This is a genomic window from Marinicrinis lubricantis (genome assembly GCF_042658665.1).
GTDB lineage: Bacteria > Bacillota > Bacilli > Paenibacillales > KCTC-33676 > Marinicrinis > Marinicrinis lubricantis.
The window spans coordinates 18645-38337 of record NZ_JBHSQV010000027.1; the positions used below are offsets into that span (position 1 = coordinate 18645).

Annotated in this window: 18 protein-coding genes, 1 tRNA gene and 1 riboswitch; of the genes, 14 read left to right on the forward strand and 5 right to left on the reverse strand. The window is 47.7% G+C overall.

What is annotated here, in order from left to right; genetic code table 11:
* The first annotated feature begins 62 nt into the window (after positions 1 to 62).
* The gene (locus tag ACFPXP_RS03420; protein ID WP_379892370.1) at positions 63 to 791 is read left to right on the forward strand and encodes an HAD family hydrolase; all 729 of its coding nucleotides are present in this window, start codon (positions 63 to 65) and stop codon (positions 789 to 791) included.
* 112 nt (positions 792 to 903) lie between these two features.
* On the opposite strand, the gene ACFPXP_RS03425 is transcribed toward ACFPXP_RS03420, so the two are convergent.
* Both ACFPXP_RS03425 and ACFPXP_RS03430 read right to left on the reverse strand, forming a co-directional pair.
* Complete coding sequence (locus ACFPXP_RS03425) at positions 904 to 1770, reverse strand: YitT family protein (RefSeq protein ID WP_379892372.1); 867 nt, start codon at positions 1768 to 1770, stop codon at positions 904 to 906.
* A 275-nt stretch (positions 1771 to 2045) separates the two neighbouring features.
* Positions 2046 to 2123, reverse strand: a tRNA-Arg gene (locus ACFPXP_RS03430).
* Positions 2124 to 2348: 225 nt separating this feature from the next.
* Between ACFPXP_RS03430 and ACFPXP_RS03435 the strand changes: the two genes are divergently transcribed.
* On the forward strand, positions 2349 to 6134 hold the full coding sequence (locus ACFPXP_RS03435) for an S-layer homology domain-containing protein (RefSeq protein WP_379892374.1): 3786 nt from the start codon (positions 2349 to 2351) through the stop codon (positions 6132 to 6134).
* A gap of 60 nt (positions 6135 to 6194) precedes the next feature.
* Here ACFPXP_RS03435 and ACFPXP_RS03440 read toward each other — a convergent pair whose 3' ends face one another.
* Positions 6195 to 7961: an ABC transporter ATP-binding protein gene (locus ACFPXP_RS03440; protein WP_379892376.1), complete on the reverse strand. Its 1767-nt coding sequence runs from the start codon at positions 7959 to 7961 to the stop codon at positions 6195 to 6197.
* 165 nt (positions 7962 to 8126) lie between these two features.
* On the opposite strand from ACFPXP_RS03440, the gene ACFPXP_RS03445 reads away from it, so the two are divergent.
* A complete protein-coding gene (locus tag ACFPXP_RS03445) occupies positions 8127 to 9011 on the forward strand; it encodes an EamA family transporter (RefSeq protein WP_379892378.1) in 885 nt (294 codons plus the stop codon).
* Between the two features lie 98 nt (positions 9012 to 9109).
* On the opposite strand, the gene ACFPXP_RS03450 is transcribed toward ACFPXP_RS03445, so the two are convergent.
* Positions 9110 to 9283 carry a hypothetical protein gene (locus tag ACFPXP_RS03450; RefSeq protein WP_379892380.1) on the reverse strand — a complete coding sequence of 58 codons (174 nt, stop codon included), beginning with the start codon at positions 9281 to 9283 and terminating at the stop codon, positions 9110 to 9112.
* A gap of 74 nt (positions 9284 to 9357) precedes the next feature.
* Positions 9358 to 9858 carry a tRNA adenosine(34) deaminase TadA gene (gene tadA, locus ACFPXP_RS03455; RefSeq protein ID WP_379892527.1) on the reverse strand — a complete coding sequence of 167 codons (501 nt, stop codon included), beginning with the start codon at positions 9856 to 9858 and terminating at the stop codon, positions 9358 to 9360.
* A 563-nt stretch (positions 9859 to 10421) separates the two neighbouring features.
* Between tadA and ACFPXP_RS03460 the strand changes: the two genes are divergently transcribed.
* The 11 genes from ACFPXP_RS03460 to ACFPXP_RS03510 all read left to right on the forward strand — a co-directional run bounded on the left by ACFPXP_RS03460 (position 10422) and on the right by ACFPXP_RS03510 (position 19676).
* Positions 10422 to 11129, forward strand: a complete 708-nt coding sequence (locus ACFPXP_RS03460; RefSeq protein ID WP_379892382.1) for a PilZ domain-containing protein — start codon at positions 10422 to 10424, stop codon at positions 11127 to 11129.
* A 124-nt stretch (positions 11130 to 11253) separates the two neighbouring features.
* Positions 11254 to 12354 carry a redox-regulated ATPase YchF gene (gene ychF, locus ACFPXP_RS03465; RefSeq protein ID WP_379892384.1) on the forward strand — a complete coding sequence of 367 codons (1101 nt, stop codon included), beginning with the start codon at positions 11254 to 11256 and terminating at the stop codon, positions 12352 to 12354.
* Positions 12355 to 12431: 77 nt separating this feature from the next.
* The gene (gene prfA / locus ACFPXP_RS03470) at positions 12432 to 13499 is read left to right on the forward strand and encodes a peptide chain release factor 1 (protein ID WP_379892386.1); all 1068 of its coding nucleotides are present in this window, start codon (positions 12432 to 12434) and stop codon (positions 13497 to 13499) included.
* 11 nt (positions 13500 to 13510) lie between these two features.
* On the forward strand, positions 13511 to 14410 hold the full coding sequence (gene prmC, locus ACFPXP_RS03475; RefSeq protein WP_379892388.1) for a peptide chain release factor N(5)-glutamine methyltransferase: 900 nt from the start codon (positions 13511 to 13513) through the stop codon (positions 14408 to 14410).
* Between the two features lie 21 nt (positions 14411 to 14431).
* On the forward strand, positions 14432 to 14974 hold the full coding sequence (locus tag ACFPXP_RS03480; protein ID WP_379892390.1) for a hypothetical protein: 543 nt from the start codon (positions 14432 to 14434) through the stop codon (positions 14972 to 14974).
* 83 nt (positions 14975 to 15057) lie between these two features.
* Entirely contained in the window at positions 15058 to 15708 is a 651-nt protein-coding gene (gene spoIIR / locus ACFPXP_RS03485) for a stage II sporulation protein R (protein WP_379892392.1), read from the forward strand.
* A 148-nt stretch (positions 15709 to 15856) separates the two neighbouring features.
* On the forward strand, positions 15857 to 16960 hold the full coding sequence (locus ACFPXP_RS03490; protein WP_379892394.1) for an L-threonylcarbamoyladenylate synthase: 1104 nt from the start codon (positions 15857 to 15859) through the stop codon (positions 16958 to 16960).
* A gap of 79 nt (positions 16961 to 17039) precedes the next feature.
* Entirely contained in the window at positions 17040 to 17597 is a 558-nt protein-coding gene (locus ACFPXP_RS03495; protein WP_379892396.1) for a manganese efflux pump MntP, read from the forward strand.
* A gap of 91 nt (positions 17598 to 17688) precedes the next feature.
* Positions 17689 to 18267: an arsenate reductase/protein-tyrosine-phosphatase family protein gene (locus tag ACFPXP_RS03500; RefSeq protein ID WP_379892398.1), complete on the forward strand. Its 579-nt coding sequence runs from the start codon at positions 17689 to 17691 to the stop codon at positions 18265 to 18267.
* Positions 18268 to 18323: 56 nt separating this feature from the next.
* Positions 18324 to 18404: riboswitch (ZMP/ZTP riboswitch) on the forward strand.
* Between the two features lie 189 nt (positions 18405 to 18593).
* The gene (gene rpiB / locus ACFPXP_RS03505; protein ID WP_379892400.1) at positions 18594 to 19055 is read left to right on the forward strand and encodes a ribose 5-phosphate isomerase B; all 462 of its coding nucleotides are present in this window, start codon (positions 18594 to 18596) and stop codon (positions 19053 to 19055) included.
* 36 nt (positions 19056 to 19091) lie between these two features.
* Complete coding sequence (locus ACFPXP_RS03510) at positions 19092 to 19676, forward strand: TIGR01440 family protein (RefSeq protein ID WP_379892402.1); 585 nt, start codon at positions 19092 to 19094, stop codon at positions 19674 to 19676.
* Positions 19677 to 19693 lie beyond the last annotated feature (17 nt).

The window sequence follows — 19693 nt, forward strand, 5'->3', positions numbered from 1 at the left end:
CCCCGTTTTATGCGCTGATTTCCGGTATAATGGAGGGAGCATAAAAGGAGGACTCTACCACCATGTATTCCAGTTACATATTCGATCTATACGGCACGATTATTGATATTCAAACGAGTGATGACGATTTAGCCGTCTGGGAGGATTTATCGATTTATTTATCTTATAACGAATGCGATTATTCTCCGATTCAACTGCGGCTTCACATTGAACAGGCCAAGCAGGAGCAGCTGCTTCGTCATGAAGAAGAGGGAAAAGTCGAGGTAGCGGATTATGATATGGAGGCTTGCTTTCAAACGCTGCAGAATCGGGATGGCCATCAGATAGAAACATCGTTAGCGGCTTCATGCACAAAGCTGTACAGAGCGTTAACGATGCATCGACTGCAAGTATATGATGGAGTTCCAGAGCTCCTCCGAACATTGAAACAGCAGGGGAAATCGGTTTACGTCCTGTGCAATGGCCAGAGGGCCTTTGTAGAACCTGAGCTCAAGCTGCTGGAGCTCTACGATTTGTTTGATGGCATTGCTATTTCATCGGATGCAGGCTGCGCCAAGCCGGACCCGCGTTTCTTTCAATATTTGTCGCAGACGTACGGCGTTGATTTAAGCCGGGCATTAATGATCGGTGATGATCATGTGACCGATCTGGCTGGAGCACAAGCGGCTCAGGTAGATATGTGCTATATTGATTCCGATGATTCGGCACAATCGCATCCCATTCCCGAATGGGCAAAGCATCGAATTGGACGCGGCGATTTGAAACAAATACTAGAACTCAAACCAGCTTAACCGAAGTATGCGGTTCGGATGAAAAACAATCCACCTAGGCAAAAAAAGGCCCTTTGAAGAAGATGTATCTTCCAAAGGCCTTTTTTTATCGAAACAATCATTCAAGTAGCTTTTAATGTATACCGCTTTTGTTGAAATTTCCCCCCAGCACATCCGATACGTGCTGAATGGAGATAAAGGCGGATGGGTCGATTTCTTGGACAATGGATCTCAATTTAGCCACCTCGAGCCTTGTGACGACACAGTAAATCATCTGTGTTTCCTCTTTGGAATAACCGCCGCGAGCATAAATATATGTGGTGCTGCGGCCAAGCCGATCGATGATCGCCTGCGAGACTTCCTCATACTCGCTGGAAATAATCGTGACTGATTTAGACTCTTCCAAACCTTCGACGACGATATCCATGACCTTCGAGGCAATATAGTAGGCGAAGATGGAGTACATCGCGGAATCCCAGCCAAATACGAAGCCGGCGGTAATAAAGATAAAGACATTGATCAGCATAATGATTTGTCCGACCGGCAGTTTAAATTTTTTCGATAAAAGGATTGCGACAATTTCCGTTCCATCCAGTGAGCCGCCGAAGCGAATGACTAGACCAACCCCTGCGCCTAAGATCAAGCCTCCATATAAAACCGCGAGTATTTTTTCATCCGTGAAGGGATCAACATGGTGCAGCATAGCCGTCGTGATCGACATTAAGGCAATGCCGTACAGCGTGGAGAAGGCGAATGTTTTGCCAATTTGCTTATAGCCGATGAACAGAAAAGGGATGTTGAGGAAGAAGATGAAAATTCCTAATTGAATCGGTGTGACTTCGGAAAGTACGATCGATATCCCTGTGATGCCTCCGTCGATGACTTGATTGGGTACTAAAAATAACTCCAAAGCGACGGCCATCATTACTGCTCCGATGGAAATAAAAATAAACTTTTTCAAAAAGTCTGCAAATGTCATTTTCTTATGCTTTCTAGGCATAAATTGTGCTCCTTTCCAGATTGGAAATGGTATATTTAGTGATTTCCACATGATATGGAATAAAGTGGCGGGGAAGAGAGGGAATAAAAAAACGAGCCATTCTTGAATAAAAAAGGTTCGTTCGGTGTCGTTGATAAAAACAAAAAAATCCTGCTACATCGCAAGCAGGGATCATGTCTTTATGGCTGATTCATTTGTCACCATCAGAAAAACACGCTGTGTCTGCTTGAATAAAGCGGTCTTCGTTCGCTCCGGGAATTCATAAGAAATGAATCTGGCGCGCCACGGCGGGATTCGAACCCGCGACGCACAGTTTAGGAAACTGTCGCTCTATCCTGCTGAGCTACGGGCGCGTGACTGTTTTATTATAGCAAATTTGTGAACATGATGAAAGGTCGGGCTGTGAAAAAAATCTTCCATTCCTGCAGCGGCGCAAAATGAAAACCAAAATCATGATGTGGAGAAAAAATTTTCCTAGAAGTACCAAATGATTTCTTACCAATGGAGATAAACTTTTCCTCAATTGGTGCCGATAAATGTCTTATACATCTATTATAAAATGAGATAGGGGAGGAAATATGAGTTTATCCAGTAAAACAAGTCGTTTTGTCAGTCTCCTTGTCGTTATGGCATTGCTTATGACATTGGTTGTGCAAATGCCCGTAAAAGCGGCTCCTGCAGCCTACTTTACGTTTCCGGCATACAGCAGTACACCTGATGGCGCAAAGAGCAATCCTGTTAACAGTAACATTATTAGTGAATTTCGCGCGACTTTCTCCCAAACCGTACCTACCACGTTATCCTATACGGTACAGCAAATGGTACTCGATTCCGGTAATCAATGGGTAGAGAATGGAACGCCAAGCCAATATCCAAACGCAACACCGGTGAAATCCGGACCGACAGGGCAGGAGTTTACGCTGAGTAATGTACAGCTCTTTGTCGGCATGAACAAAATTACAATTACGACTCCAAATGGAGTAGAGGGAATTTGTTACGTTTACTATGACAACGCACCTGTCATTCATAGTATTACGATCAATGACGGTGTTCCTTTAAATTCAACGAGTCCCGTATATGTAAACAATGCAACGCAGTTCTTCATTATTCAAACGGAGAATGCCGATGCCGTTAGTGTGAATGGGGTGAATGCGACAGCTTACGGGCAAAATTCATTCTCCATTTCTAATTTTGCTTTGACCCCTGGTCTGAATACGTTAATTATTCAGGCAACGTCGAATACAAGGTTGTATGAAATTAAAAGAAGCATTATTTACATTGATGGCCCAGGCGCAATGTATAACGTATTTATGCAGAGTGATGCAAACAATGCCGCGAATGATGCGGTTCAAATCGACGGAGGCAATGTCGTCTCTTCTGCCAACGGTCTGCCGCTTGGATTGAAGGGTGAAATTGCGATTCCAGCAAGTTCTGGCATTGATCCGGCTATGCAGTTTACGCAGATTGATTTAATTCGGGACAATGTTGGAGTATTCAGTATTCCGACGAGTGATCCGCAGTTGGCTGGGAAAATCACCATTTCAACACCGGTCGATGATGGCCGCGGCCATAAAATCTATACGTATTTCATAGATCTTTCGGCCGTTACTGCATCAGCTGGCTGGCCCATTAATACGAACGGAACGTATCGCTTCACTCTAAATGGTGACTATTATGATGGCGGTACGCAGCGTCAGCCGTTTAGCTCGATGGTCAGCTTTACTTATAAGGATAGCTCGAAGGCATCGATTGCCAATGTGCAGCAAATTTTCGGAGTCGATCCTTCCAACAATACGGGCGGTACAGCAGGGTATTTCTCCTCTTCGATTTCGAACCTGCCAATCTACGCGTTGGTATCTGTTCAGAACAATGCAGGAGACTTTACGCCATCCGTCTCTGTCACACAAGACGGTGTCACAAAGACATTGGTCTCTGGTACGGATTATGTGGTATTTGACCCTAACACGACACCAGGTCAAGGCTCTAAAAAGATTCGAATCAACAGCCTGCCGTTCACTGGCAGTATGACACTGAACTTCTCCATCCAAGATGGATCGAATATTGATAATTATTTGCCGATCTCGATCAATTACACTCCAGTACCTTCGATTGTACTTTACGGTATATATGATGGAGACAATTATACGCTTCCAACCTTGCCGAATTTCACAGGGAAGCTGTTCAATTTCGTTACCAATGCGGAGAAGCAAAGCATTGTCGTTCGCGTAAACGGGATTGCCGTGCATGCGAACATTGACATAACGAATAGTACGTTCAGTGTAGTGAATGCTGATTCTACTAACCCGAATCAGCTGACGAATATTTTGGCTCAAGGGCCGAATGAGGTCGTCGTATCCGGTACGGCTCAAGGGATTCCGGTAGAGACACGTATTACGGTTTACTACTATACGGACGACGCACCGGATATTAAGAAGCCGTACCCTGTCCCTGTGGTCACAACAGGAACAAAGAATATCAGCGATCCGGATCAAAAATTCGTGCAGGATGCATCTGTAACCGATACGTACAATACGACCGAGAAGACTGCCGATATCTTAATCGGTACAGCCGATACGGATAAATTAATCGTCATGCTGGACGGGGAGCAGTTCTTCGTAATCTCCTTCAACAGCGACGGTTCTATACAAACTCCACTGCCTATGACGGTGGACGGCATTCAGATTACTACTGAATCCAGATTGCCGGGCTATTTCCGCATCACCAATCTGCCTTTGAATATGGGTGCGAACTCGATTGTCGTTAAGGCGACAAAAGGTCCAGTGAGCACTTCGGTGCCATTGACGGTGGTACGCAGCAATGCGCCATACCAAATCTTATCGCCGGTACTGCCTCAGGAGCGGGTTATTAATCAAAACTTCTTGAAGGTAGAAATTTCCGCGGAAGGTGCGGACAGCGTTATAGTTGGCAAGGATACGGTACTTGAAAAAGTGACCGAGAACAATACGGAATACTTTACAGGTACGATTTATGATTTGAAAAAAGGCTCTAATACGATCGAATATACGATTATTATTGGAGAGAACGAGATTGAAGATGAATTTGAAGTCGTATATGCGAATTCGAACACTATAGGTGCGCAGTACAGTGAACAAATCGGTTCGAGAGGGAAAATTGATATGTTCAACAAAGCGGTAAGCATTCAATTCCCTAAAGGCACGATGCTGACGCCGGTGAACGATACGACGCAAAAAGTAGAGCTGTTTGATTCGCAAAGAGTATTGGCTGGAATTGCAGATCCTGTGGATGGACGGACGAAAAAAACCGTCAGCCACCTGGGTTCGATTTCAGAAATTCATACGATGGGCAATTTTATGAGTTCCATGCTGACCGTTCCTTACCATTTCGGTTATGCCAGCAATTTGTATTGGATTGACGCCGGTTACTATGACAGCACACAGCCTGGCTATGTACAGCAGAACGGCATGCATCCATATTACGGACAAGAGCTGCAGATTACGAATCCAAACGGCAACAACACGACATATAATATTTGGAATCGCCAAGGGAACTATTGGCTGAAGCCAACGGTGCGCGGAACGATTACGCTGCAATACGATTCCAATATTCGCGATGTGGCAGCCAATCAGCTGTCGATCTGGAGATTCGGTTATGACCAAGATGCACGCTCGATGAAGTGGACGAATATTGGCGGTAAAGTCAATGCCAAGTCGCACACCATTACGGCATCCATGGATCAATTTGGCTATTATGCGGTGTTTTATAACAACTTTGGCTTCGACGATACACAAAATCACGGCTTCGCCAGAGATGATATGGAGATCGTGTTTGCAAAAGGCATTATGAATTCGAAGAGCGGTGGGGAATTCGGCGCTTATGAGCCTACGACCCGAGGAGAATTTGCGCAGGCGCTTGTGAAGGTGCTAGATATCCCATTGGACTACGATCCAAACAACCGTTTGTTCTATGATGTTCCACCATATATTTATGCAAGCCCATATTGGGATTATCGTTATATTGAGACTGCCGGACAGAATGGATTCGTCCGCGGTGTGGGTATTCAGCAGTTCGCACCGGATTCCCCGGTAACGCGTGAGCAAGCTGCGATCATGATTGCCTATGCGATGAACTTGAAAATGAATACCAATTATGATGCGGCGAAGACAAAACTGGATAAAGTATTTACGGATTCCGGTACGATTAACTATTATGCGAGAGCAGCGGTAGAAGCAGTTTACAGCAAGAAGCTGATGCAGGGTAAATTGGTTCCGAATTCGGATCCTGAGCAGGATCCGCTGTTGATCTTTGATCCAACCGCTAGAATTACACGTGCAGAAACGGCAAAGCTGCTTGTTAATTTGATGAGAGCGAATAAACTGCTGTAATATGCAACATACGAAAAACCGTCTCGAGAATATTCTCGGACGGTTTTTTTGTATTTTTCTCTATGTGAAGCTTCCGCTGGTCTGGAACTGTTTCCGCGCCAGTTCTCGGTAAAGGGAATGTGTAGCAAAAAGCTGATCATGCGTTCCGGCCCCCGTTACTTTGCCATACTCGAGTACGATAATTTGATCGGCACCGACTATGGTGGAGAGGCGGTGAGCGATAACGACCGTCGTACGATTTTCCATTAAGGCTTGCAGCGCCTTCTGTACTTCGTGCTCGGAGGCACTGTCGAGGCTGGAGGTTGCTTCGTCTAGGAGCAGGATGCGTGGATTTCTAAGAATAGCGCGGGCAATAGCGATGCGCTGCCGCTGTCCGCCAGACAGCTTCATGCCACGTTCCCCAACCTCGGTATCATAACCGCGCGGCAGCTGTGCAATGAACTCATGGGCGTTCGCCATCCGTGCCGCTTCTTCTACCTCTTCCAATGCGACGCTTCGCTCAAGGCCGTAGGTAATATTTTCTCGTATCGTGCCTGCAAGCAGAGGACTTTCTTGAGACACGTAACCGATTTGTTCACGCCAGGCCTTTAAAGAGAAATCCGCTATCGATCTTCCGCCGTACAGAATCGTTCCTTCTTGAGGGGAATAAAATCTCTCTAGAAGCGAAAAGATCGTTGTCTTCCCGCTGCCGCTTGGACCGACGATGGCGGTTACTTTCCGTTCGGGAATCGTAAAGGTGATGTCTTTCAAGACACCCTCTTCTTCTTCTCCGTTATAGGCGAACCGAACGTGGTCAAATAGGATGGAGCGATCCGCCGAATGAGGAATTTCTCTCCCTTCCTGCTTGACTTCCTCAGACATATTCATCATTTCGATGAGACGTTCGGAGGCACCGTGCACCTTTTGAAGCTGGGTGAAGAAGCTGGCGAATTGGCTGAACGGAACGACGATTTGGAAAACATATAAAATGAAAGCGACTAAATCGCCTGCGCTTAACGCTCCGGATGCGACACGGTAGCCGCCGTAACCGATAATGATCACCATGACTGCCATCATAATAAGCGTCATGAAGGGGGCAAGTACTGCTTGTACGGTTGCTTCCTTTCGTCCGAAACGGAACAGCTCTTCAATGCGATGAATACCGTTCGATTTCTCCTTCGTCTCTGCATTGCTCGCTTTCACTAAGCGAATTTCAGATACCACTTGATTGAGATCGGAGGTTAAGGAGGCCATCTCCTGCTGCGTCTTTTTTGAGATCCTGTACATTCTCCGTCCCAGAGGTTGAACGATGAGCAGCGCGAAAGGGGTAACGATGACGATAATCAAGGTCATCTGCCAATCGAGGAAAAATAAAATACTGACGGCACCGATAATGGAAATGATATTCGTAAAAAATGAAATCAAGTGCTGTGTGACCAGGTTCATGACGACCGAAGTGTCCTGAGTAATGCGGCTTACGGGCTCGCCCGAACGATTTTGGTCAAAGTAAGACAGCGGCAGGGACAGCACCTTTTCCCATAGACGAGACCTTAATCCCGCCACCATGCGCTGTCCCACGTACGACAGCATGTAATGAGACAGACCGGAGGAAACGGCTTGTACAATAAAGGCACCGATCAGAAAATAAATGACGGACGGCTCCAAGGAATCTAGGCTCAATTTGTCGACTAGGTTTCTCGTAAACAAGGGTACGATGAGGCTTGCCCCTGTATTCAACAGACTGAGGATCAAAGCGAAGCTGAACAGCATTTTTGGAAACGTCATATAGCGCATGAGCTTCAAAATATTTGCAAAACCGAAACCAGGAGAATTGCTCGTTTTTGTCATGGGCATCACCTTTACTAGGAATAATACATCCATTGTACCATATGGAAAATTATGACTTCATGCTTCTTAAGTCTTGAGATACAATTTCTTTTGGCTGATGAACGAATAATTTCGTCAATCGTTTCCTTATTGAAAATATATTGAATCTTGTATAGGAGAAACAACATGTGGAAATCCATCATTCTTGTCTTATTAGGTGGCGCGAGCTACGGTATTCTTTCCACCTTCGTAAAGCTGGCATATAGGGAAGGGTATACGGTCGATCAGGTCATCGGCAGTCAAATGCTGTACGGAGCGCTCCTGCTGTGGTGTATCGCACTGCCGCTGAGTCGGTGGAGCTTCAACTTACGGCAGTGGCTGGCGCTAGGTTTGATTGGCTGCTTTACAGCATCCACAGGAATGCTGTATTACGCCGCGCTGCAGTTTATTCCAGCTTCCTTTGCGATTTTGCTCCTGTTTCAGTTTACATGGATCGGTGTGCTGATCGATTCGATTTGGTCGAGGAAGCTTCCGGCCAAATCGACATATCTGTCTTTGGTTTTCCTGCTCTTGGGCACCTTTCTCGCCGGAGGCATCTTGGAAGGAAATATAGAATTCCATATTTGGGGGACGCTTCTTGGGCTGCTTGCGGCCGTAAGCTACAGCTTTTTTATCTTATTAAGCGGAAAAATAAAATCCAGTCTTCCTTCCGTCAGCAGATCTGCGGTGACCGTTACAGGGGGGCTGCTGTTGGCATGGATTGTGTTTGGACCGGCATATCTATGGGACGGATCCTTGGCTTCGCCGCTTTCCTTTTACGGACTGCTTTTAGGGTTATTTGGTATGGTGATCCCAACGTTATTTTATGCTATAGGTGTGGCCCGTATTGGCGGAACCCTGGCATCGATTTTAAGTGCAGCTGAGCTCCCAGTTGCGGTGCTGATGTCAACGATCGTGCTAAAAGAACATGTCAGTCTTCTACAGTGGATTGGCGTGCTGTTGATCTTGTTCGGAGTTGCTTTTCCACAACGGGTGTGGAGAAGGAGGAAAACGGCACAGGGGACATCATAGACAAATAGAATATTCACATGTGTATAACCGTATATGTCATGAAAAAAACTTCCTTATCTTCAGCGACAGCTGTGGATAGAGGAAGTTTTTGCGTTTTGCTACTGATACATGTTCTCGTTTTCTTTGTAGCCCTTTTTATTTTTGAGCGCCTGCTTTCGGTTATCCATATGATCTTGGTTCAATTGCTGCGCTTGATGGCTGTTCACCGCCGACGTTTCCAGCTCATTAACGACGTTCTGCAGGTTTTTGTCGTTATGAATTTGCTTCGTCATCAGAATGGCTCCCCCTTCTATACCAAATAGAATAGCTGAAGTGCTTTCGTTAGTTTGCCGGGAAGCCGGAAGGATTATTCTTCGGCTGCTTCTGGGGATTGCCTCTGCTTCTGTTTCAGCACTGCTTTCTGGTTTCGAATGCGCCTGAAGAAAGCGGACAGCAGTTCTGAGCATTCTTCTTGCAGTATGCCAGCGGTGACCTCGGTTTGGTGATTAAATCGGGGCTCTTGAAGCAAATTCATCAGAGTGCCTGCACAGCCGGCCTTGGGATCACGGGTACCAAATACGACACGGGGAATTCGGGATTGAACGATCGCTCCGGCACACATCGGACAAGGCTCAAGCGTCACATACAGCGTACAGTTCAGAAGACGCCATGCTTGCAGCGTACGGCTGGCCTCTTCAATAGCGATCATTTCGGCGTGCGCAGCCGGATTATGGGTTGTTTCCCGCAAGTTATGGCCGCGTCCGATAATAATGCCGTCTTGAACAATCACTGCACCGATCGGAACCTCTCCCAATTTTTGAGCGGCAAGTGCTTCTTCCATGGCGATGTGCATCCAATATTCATCCATCAATTTATCCACATGTGGACACCTCAAAATGGCGGTTTATGCGCCGAACATAGATTCGTTGTGAACAGGTTGTGTATAATTCTGTGGATAACAATGAATTTATCCACATTACCCACTGTGTGTTCAATCTGAAACAGCTATCATTGTATAGGATAATGGTGGAAACATCAATGATGGGACAAGCATGATCGATAAACTTCAGAGCTCGGCTGTCATTGTAACCTGATGATGAATACTTTAATGTTGAAATATCAAAGCCAGTTGAATATAATATACGTATTAGGTTCTATTTTCCTATTCTCTTTTTCTGTCCTAGGTTCTCTTTTCCTACATGTAACTTTGTCGAAAGAAGGCATATTGTCGAATGACAATCATGCTAACGTTTCTGGAATTCACTAGCAGTTCTTAACAACGTATGGGATCCAGATCGCCAAATCGGATACAGCTTACATACTTTTCTTGTGTAGGACTTGGGAATCAAGGTAATAGGCTAATCTGGGCGAGCTGCTTAGGTTAGCTTTTTTGTTTATATGCAGGATCAAATCTAATAAACAGGTGATGTCATGAGTTTATCAACCGTTTCCCCAATGCGCTCTTCATCCTCTACTGCGAGCAGCGGTATATTATTGGATTCAAGGACGGTGCTCGAAACGAAGGATTTCGTGACTTCCGGAATGCTTACGTATGCGGAAGGGGATATCGTCGAGATTGAACTGTCAGACTCCAATAAATTTGAATTAGGTCAGCCCGTGAAGCTGAGTATTTACTCCCTAGGTGGAATATATACCTTCACGAGCAGTGTTGTTGCCATCGATATCGATGTTATCGTTGCGCTGATTCCGCCGGAGACGCAGAAGAAATTTTTGAATCGCAGGGAGCACCCCAGAGTAAAGGTGAAAGAACAAGGATTGATCAAAGCTCATGACAAACGGGAACCGAAGACAGAGCTTGAGCCGCTGAATATCGATATTCAGGATATCAGCTTGGGGGGAGTCGGTTTTATGCTTCCCGCGAGTGAGCCCGGCTTATCCGGCAAGAGACTTCAGCTTGAGTTAACGACAGGATTAGAGGTGCAATTCGAGGTAGAGGTTGTCCGTCACACTGCGAAGGATGGAGGCATGTTTTACGGGTGTAAAATTTGTTCCTTTCCACAGGATAAAATAACCTCTTTTCAAGCGTTTATATTGACGAGGCAAATCCATATCCGCTCCGAGCAGCGCAAGCAAATGGCCAAAGCTAGACTACAGCAAGGTCTGCCGGCAAAAGCGTAAAGCCATTCTAGACACACGACCTGCACAAAGCGTGTGTTTTTTTGTTGATTGTACTAAGGAGCGCACTGCTATATAATAATGAAGTTACAGCGTACTATAGTTCTGTGAGGAGTTGACATAGATTATGGCTTTAAAGGCAGGGATTGTAGGACTGCCCAATGTGGGGAAGTCTACACTGTTTAATGCAATAACGCAGGCGGGAGCAGAATCGGCGAACTATCCGTTCTGTACGATTGATCCGAATGTCGGCGTCGTCGAGGTACCGGATGAGCGTCTTGGAAAGCTCGCTGAGATTGTAAACCCGAACCGGATTGTACCGACGGCATTTGAATTTGTCGATATTGCAGGTCTGGTCAAAGGGGCAAGCAAAGGTGAAGGTTTAGGCAATAAGTTCCTCGCGCATATTCGCGAAGTAGACGCCATTGTGCATGTTGTGCGCTGCTTTGAGGACGAGAATATTACGCACGTGGCGGGAGGAGTAAACCCGCTGGAGGATATTGAGACGATTAATCTGGAGCTGATCTTAGCAGACATTGAAAGCGTCGAGAAGCGTATTGACCGTTCCCGTAAAAATATGAAGGGCGGCGATAAGAAGTATGCGCAAGAGGTGGAATGTCTGGAAAAAGTAAAGGCGACCCTATATGAGGATAAGCCTGCAAGAAGCTTGGATTTAACGGATGATGAAAAATTGCTGATCCGGGATCTGCATCTTCTGACGATGAAGCCCGTGCTGTATGCGGCGAACGTCAGCGAGGACGAAGCAGGCAACGCCGATGGCAACCCTTACGTACAGAAGGTACGGGAGTTCGCTGAGGCGGAAAATGCAGAAGTCGTCGCGGTTAGTGCGAAAGTAGAATCGGAAATTGCGGAGCTGGAAGGCGAAGATCGCGAAATGTTCTTGGAAGAGCTTGGACTCTCTGAGTCCGGGCTTGACCGTTTGATTCGCGCAGCTTATAAGCTGCTCGGCTTGCAGACATATTTCACCGCAGGGGTACAGGAAGTTCGGGCATGGACGATTCGCCGCGGAACGAAGGCCCCTCAGGCCGCGGCCGTGATCCATACCGATTTTGAGCGCGGATTTATTCGTGCCGAAGTCGTTGGTTATGAGGATTTGATCACCAGCGGTTCGATGGCAGCAGCGAGGGAAAAAGGGCTGCTTCGATTAGAAGGTAAAGAATATATCGTGCAGGACGGCGACGTGATGCACTTCCGATTTAACGTATAATGAGGTCCATTCGTAAGCTGCAATAAAATCAACAAATCAGATGAAATCTAAGATTTCATCAGAGAGGAGTGTATGGCATGCTGGATAAATTACAGGCTGTTGCAGACCGTTATGAGAAAATTAGTGAACTGTTGTGCGACCCGGATGTAACGAATGACACGAAACGCTTAAGGGAATTGTCCAAAGAACAATCCAATATGCAGGAAACATACGATGCGTATCAAGAATATAAGCAAGTGATGGAACAGCACGAGTCCGCGAAAAGCATGCTGGCCGAGAAGCTGGATGATGAGATGCGAGAACTCGTTAAGATGGAGCTCGAGGAGCTGAGCGAGCGCAAGGAGCAGCTGGAGGAACGGCTGAAGGTGCTTCTGCTGCCGAAGGATCCGAACGATGACAAGAATGTCATTGTTGAAATTCGCGGAGCGGCAGGCGGAGACGAAGCGGCTTTGTTTGCCTCGGATTTATTTAAAATGTATACGCGCTATGCCGATATGCAGGGGTGGAAGACGGAAATTATGGAAGCGAGCGAAAGCGACCTCGGAGGCTTTAAGGAGATCATCTTTATGGTGAAAGGGAACGGCGCCTTCAGCAAACTGAAGTATGAGAGCGGTGCTCACCGCGTACAGCGTGTTCCTGAAACAGAGTCCGGCGGTCGAATTCATACTTCGACGGCTACGGTGGCGGTGCTGCCGGAGGCAGAAGAGGTCGAAGTGGATATTAGTGAAAAGGATATTCGTGTAGATACGTTCTGCTCCAGCGGACCTGGCGGCCAATCCGTCAACACGACCAAATCCGCTGTACGGCTCACGCATATCCCGACAGGCATTGTGGTTTCCTGTCAGGACGGCAAATCGCAGAACTCCAACAAGGAAATGGCGATGCGAGTGCTGCGCGCACGCATCTATGATAAAATCCGCCAAGAGGAAGAAGCGAAATATGCCAGCGAGCGGAAAAGTAAGGTCGGCACAGGGGATCGAAGCGAGCGGATTCGGACCTACAATTTCCCGCAAAGCCGTGTGACCGATCATCGTATTGGCCTGACGCTGCATAAGCTGGACCAAGTGCTTGCGGGAGATATGGACGAAATCATTTCCGCCCTGACCATCGCCACTCAGGCAGAATTGATGGAACAGGCGCAGTGAGGGGAACCCGTGTGGAAAAGCCGTTAACGATTAGAGAAGCCTACTTACAGGCTTCTTCTTTTTTAAGCACGACGCGAAATACGCAGGATGTGCAGCACGTGTGCAGATTGCTGCTGGAGCATGTACTGGAGATGGATCGAAGCGAGCTGCTGCTTTCATGGCAGGAGCCCTTCCCGATGGAGCGGATGGAAGCTCTGCAGCAGGCGCTGCAAAGAAAAGCGGAGGGCGTACCGGTTCAATATATTACCGGTGAGCAGGAATTTTTCGGTTTTACGTTCCGGGTGTCCCCTGCGGTACTCATCCCCCGGCCGGAAACCGAGCTGCTAGTGGAGCGGGTACAGTATTGGGGCAGAAGGCTTTCAGATCGTCTTGGAAAGCACTCGCTAAAGACAGCCGATATTGGTACAGGCAGCGGCATTATCCCGATCACACTGGCACTGCTTGAGCCCGATTGGCAATTTTATGCGGTCGATCTATCCCCAGATGCGTTGGGCATGGCAAGCCAGAATGCTGAACTACACCATGTTCGGGACAAGCTCGAGTTCATCGAAGGTGATCTGCTTCAGCCGCTGCTCGAACGCCAGGTGGATATCGATATTCTGATCTCCAACCCTCCTTATATACCTTCAACAGACGTGCTGGAGCTGCAGCCGGAAGTGAAGGATTACGAGCCGCTGCTTGCTCTCGACGGAGGAGCGGATGGACTGCGCTGCTACCGCGAGTTAATTGAAGGTGCGGGACAACTAGGAAGACCGCCGCACATCATTGGCTTTGAAACGGGGGCGGGACAAGCCGCCGATGTGGCGGACATGCTGCGTGCCGCAGGGAATTGGGACCGGGTGGAGATCGTTAAGGATTTAGCTGAAATTGAAAGACACGTGATTGGTTTAGGGAATGAATGGGCACTTTAAGTAGCAGGAGGTGTCATGAACATGAAAAAGACCTTACTGCAAACGATGCATTCCTTGATGATCGCTGCTGTCATGCTGTGCGGTGCATTCGGATTCACGACGTCGCATGCTTTCGCCGAGCCGTCTCCGCCCTACGCTTCGGACAAACCGAATACGAATGTGGATATCAGACCTGTAGAGGTTTTTGATGTTACGAAGGGGAAAGTGGTTAAGAAAATCCCGTACACACCTGAAATACAAAAGGAAACGATCTCGATTCTAAAATCGATTGACGGTCTCGTCACGAGTCTGAAAATTGATCCAAAGAAAGGGATTGCATTGCGGATTCCTGTCGATCCAGCTGTTCAATTGAATCATTCTTTCTTCAAGGATCAAGTATCCGATGCATTCATCTTTCTCGCACGCGCGGAGAAGCCGTATATGCTGCTGTTTACCAGGGACAATAAGCCGGTGCTCGTTCATTTCAAGCACGACGTGCAGCCGCTGGTCAATCTCTTGCAAATACAGGATCTGATCGACGGGCAGAATGGACAAAATGCCAAAGCGGCAAAAGAGAAGCATTAAATGTCATAGTTTCATAGATTGATAGGTTTAGCTCCCCTAAATCTGGCCATACTGTGAGTATGAGGAGAAAGGGGAGCTTATCCATGCAAAAAAAAACTTGTTCGGTCTCATTTTTAGTCTTTTTTATATGCTTTATGCTCATGGTGAGCTGGGAACAGCAAAAAAATAATGTCGCTTTAGCCGCGGGGGAAATTCCAGAAGAATCGATCCGCTTGCGTATATTAGCTCATTCCGATGCACCGCAGGACCAGTGGATTAAACAGAAGGTGAGAGATGCGGTCACCCAGCAAATGAATACATGGGTGAGCGGCCCATCTACGTTGGAAGAAGCGAGAGAAGTCGTGTCTGGCAAACTTCCGGAAATCAAACGCATCATTGAAGATGTGCTTCGCACCTATCAAGTGAGCCAATCGGTGCAGGTCGAATTGGGAGAGGTGCATTTTCCGACGAAAATGTACGGCGGGAAAGTATATCCGGCGGGATTGTATGAAGCGCTGCGTGTAACACTGGGTTCTGGAAAAGGACAAAACTGGTGGTGTGTTCTATTCCCGCCGCTGTGCTTCGTTGATGGGGAATCGGGGGAGGCGGCTGACGCGGATACCGCAGCGGGAGAGGACGGATCAGTCCAGACCGCATCCGCCGAGGCTGGTGAAGGTGAAGAGACTCAGATGAAATTCTTTTTGTGGGAGCTGCTGGTGAAGCTGATTCATTGGATTCAAAACTTGTTTGCGTAAAATGAAGAGATGATTCCATGAAGCTGGGTAAGACGAAGTGACTGTATTCCGAATCGATAGATCCACTAGATTAAGGCAATACATTCCTTCCTAAATCACGGTTGTGATAAAATGAGAATATTGCTTATGAATGAAGAGGAGGATCGGCATGAAGACATATTTATGCCAAGTAGACCGCGTCGATCCCGCCCGTTCTCCCTGCTTGAGGGAGGCAGCGTCGCTGCTTCGATCAGGCGGGGTGGTTGCATTTCCTACCGAAACGGTGTACGGCTTAGGGGCGAATGCCGCGAACGATCTTGCGGTGGAACGAATTTTTCAGGCCAAAGGCAGGCCTTCGGACAACCCGCTCATTGTGCATCTGTCCGATGCGTCGAGGATCAGCGAATGGGTGGATGATGCGCACCCTTATGTCTCTAGGTTGGCGGAAAGATTTTGGCCGGGACCGCTTACGATGGTGCTGCCGCTGAAAGAAGGACGTATCTCCAATAAGGTCACAGCGGGACTGTCAACCCTTGGTATTCGAATTCCCGAGCATCCTGTCGCAAGAGAATTGATTTCACTCGCTGGATGTCCCATTGCAGCGCCAAGTGCCAATCGATCCGGCAGACCGAGTCCTACGCTTGCTGCACATGTACAGGAGGATTTAGAGGGATTGATTGATGCGATTGTGGATGGTGGTCCGGCTGGAGTGGGACTGGAATCGACTGTAATTGAACTGGATGAGGACCGGATTCATGTCCTAAGACCAGGAGGCGTGAACATCGAGCAGCTGAAAGATGCCATTCCCGAAGCATACATCATATCAGGTACCGAGAACATATCGCATACAGGCGAAGCACCTCGCGCTCCTGGGATGAAATATACCCATTATGCTCCGAAAGGAAGAATGACGGTCGTATTGCCAAAGGATTTGGACAAGCTGGACAAAGCGGATCAAGCGGCAAGCTACGGTGCCGTAGTCTCATATATTCGGTCGGAGCTCCAGAGGGCATCGGAACAAGGGGAGAAAACAGGTCTGCTTTACTTTGATGAACATACAGGTGACTATCATCGCTGCGCGGACGTTGCGATCTCTTTGGGAAGCTTGTCCATGCTTGAGACGGCCGCCGCAAGACTGTATGACGCGTTAAGAACCTTCGATCAGCAGGGTGTGAAGGTCATCTATGCGGAGGGATGCGCCCAAGAGGGCGTAGGACTAGCTCTCATGAACCGGCTGCAAAAAGCTGCCGGCCATCAAATCGTCAGAAGATAGACAGACAATACATACGAATGATTCATCGCCTGTCCGCATATGTTGGGTAGAGAAAAGCGGACAAGGGGAGATGCTCGGTATGTATCCTGTAATGGAGACAGGACAGCTCGTTACGATTCTATTTATGGCGATGGCACTCGGGATGGATGCCTTCTCTGTCGGTTTAGGCATAGGGATGAAAGGCGTCCGATTATTGGATATACTAAAAATAAGCACTGTCGTTGGAATGTTCCACATCATCATGCCCGTCATCGGTATTGCAACCGGCCGTTATTTGGGAGGTTTGCTGGGCAGCATTGCGATCATTACCGGCGGCGGCTTAATGGTTGTTCTTGGCTTACATATGATATACAGCGCGCTGAAGGGGGATGAGGTTCGATCCTTTAATCATCAATCTCTCCTCGGTATTCTGCTGTTCGCTTTTGGTGTAAGTATTGATTCATTTTCCGTTGGCATTTCTTTGGGCATCTTTGCTTCCGATTTGCTGCTTAGTGTATTTACGTTTGGTGTATTTGGCGGAAGCATGTCATTGATCGGATTATATTTAGGCAGAAGGGTGCATGCTTGGCTGGGTGAGTACGGGGAAGTATTTGGAGGCGCGATATTATTCGTGCTGGGCATGAAGTTTATTTTATGAGGCTGACTGACTTTGAGTATTTGGAGCAAGAAGTACGGGGATAACGAACAGACGGTTGAATGATCGTATCAAGCTTGGGGGTTCTGATCTGTTGAAACGGATTTTATTCATATGTACGGGCAACACTTGCCGAAGTCCGATGGCGGAAGCGCTGCTAAGGCATTTGGCGAAACATCGCAATCTGCAAATCGAGGTTCGTTCTGCCGGAGTTGCTGCCGCAAACGGAATTCCGATGTCAGAGCATACACGGACGATATTGGAGCGAAAAGGCATACGCGAGATGCATCATTCCAAGCCGCTGTCACCGGACTGGATCGATTGGGCTGATTTGGTGCTGACGATGACGATGCATCATAAACAATCGCTTGCGGCGCAATATCCTCATGCGGTAGACAAGTTGTATGCGCTGAAGGAATACGTCAAGCAAACGCCGGAGCAGCTAGAGGCTTTGAATCGCTTCAATGCTTGGGAGGCGGAGCTGCAGATGAAGCTGGCGATGGGGCAGAACGTGACGGAAGAGGATCTGGAGCATCTGCTTGCGCTTCAAAATGAACTTGGTTCCTACGATGTGGCCGATCCTTTCGGCGGGAGCCTCAATGACTACGAGCAGGCGGCAGAGGAGATCGAGCAGGCGCTTTTGCAGCTGTTGGATAAATTGGAGCGGGAATAAAGGCAAAACGGATCTTTACAGACAGATAAAGCATCGGTTATGATATAGCTAAATAGAAGACTTGATGTGACTGGCGACAAGTGGAATGAACCACGGTGGAGCATCAAGGTATACGGCCGGTCGCCTGGGCAAAGAGCGTAGATACGTCATGGACGTGATATGCTCTTTTTTTGTTGTTGAAGCAGGACCATTGCTTGAAGATCAGACGAGTAATCGAATACGGCACAGAAGACCTGAAAGAAGACAAGGAAAGACGATCCGTACGGTTTCGCAACTTGTCCATTAAAGGGTATACTAAAATTATGAGGAAAAGGAGGCATTCTGAAATGAAAGTAGTGATCGGAGCCGATCATGGCGGTTTTCAGTTAAAGGAGCAGCTAAAGGATTTTATTGAAAAAGAGCTTGGACATACCGTTGCAGACGTAGGCTGCGATTGCCCGGATTCCGTCGATTATCCCGACTATGCGAATGAAGCGTGCAATCAAGTCATTTCCGGCGAAGCGGATCGCGGCATTCTTGTCTGCGGTACAGGGATCGGAATGAGTATCGCGGCCAATAAAATGCCAGGCATTCGCTGCGCTTTGGCTCATGATACGTTCTCCGCACGTGCTACTCGCGAGCATAACGATACGAACGTGCTTGCACTGGGCGAACGGGTTGTGGGACCAGGCCTGGCGATGGAAATCGTCAAGATTTGGCTCGAAACCGATTTTTCACAAGGCGAGCGCCATCATCAAAGAATTCAAAAAATCAAGCAAATCGAAGACAGCCATGCCATTCATCCTTAAACTGCAGCAGCAGTCATTTGATTCGAGGTGAGCTTAATGGATGGACTTCACCATATTTCAGATCAAGTACGTTCGATAGCTGAACAGCTTGCTGTTCAAGCAAAGCTCGGACCGGGCAAGCTCCTTGTCATAGGTACCAGCACGAGTGAAGTGATGGGCAAGCATATTGGAACGGCCGGAGCGACAGACGTTGCGGAACAAATTTACCGGGGATTGGCAGACGTGCAGAAAGACTGCGGCTTTGATTTGGCTTTTCAATGCTGCGAGCATTTGAATCGCGCGCTTGTGGTCAGCAGGCAGACGCTTGAGCGGTACCGTTTGGAAGAGGTCGCAGCGATACCTGTTCCGAAAGCGGGCGGGTCGATGGCCTCTTATGCATACCGTCATATGGAGGATGCTTGCTTAGTCGAACAAGTACAGGCCGATGCCGGCATCGATATTGGTCTTACATTGATCGGAATGCACTTGAAGCGGGTGGCGGTGCCGTTCAGACCGAAGGTAAGACAGATTGGGGAAGCGCTGGTGTCTGCAGCATATACCCGACCAAAGCTGATCGGCGGGGAAAGAGCGGTGTATCGTCTAGAGAAGACGGCTTCTGAAGAAAGTGGAAACTGCAGTTAAGCTTGTATAGAAGGCAT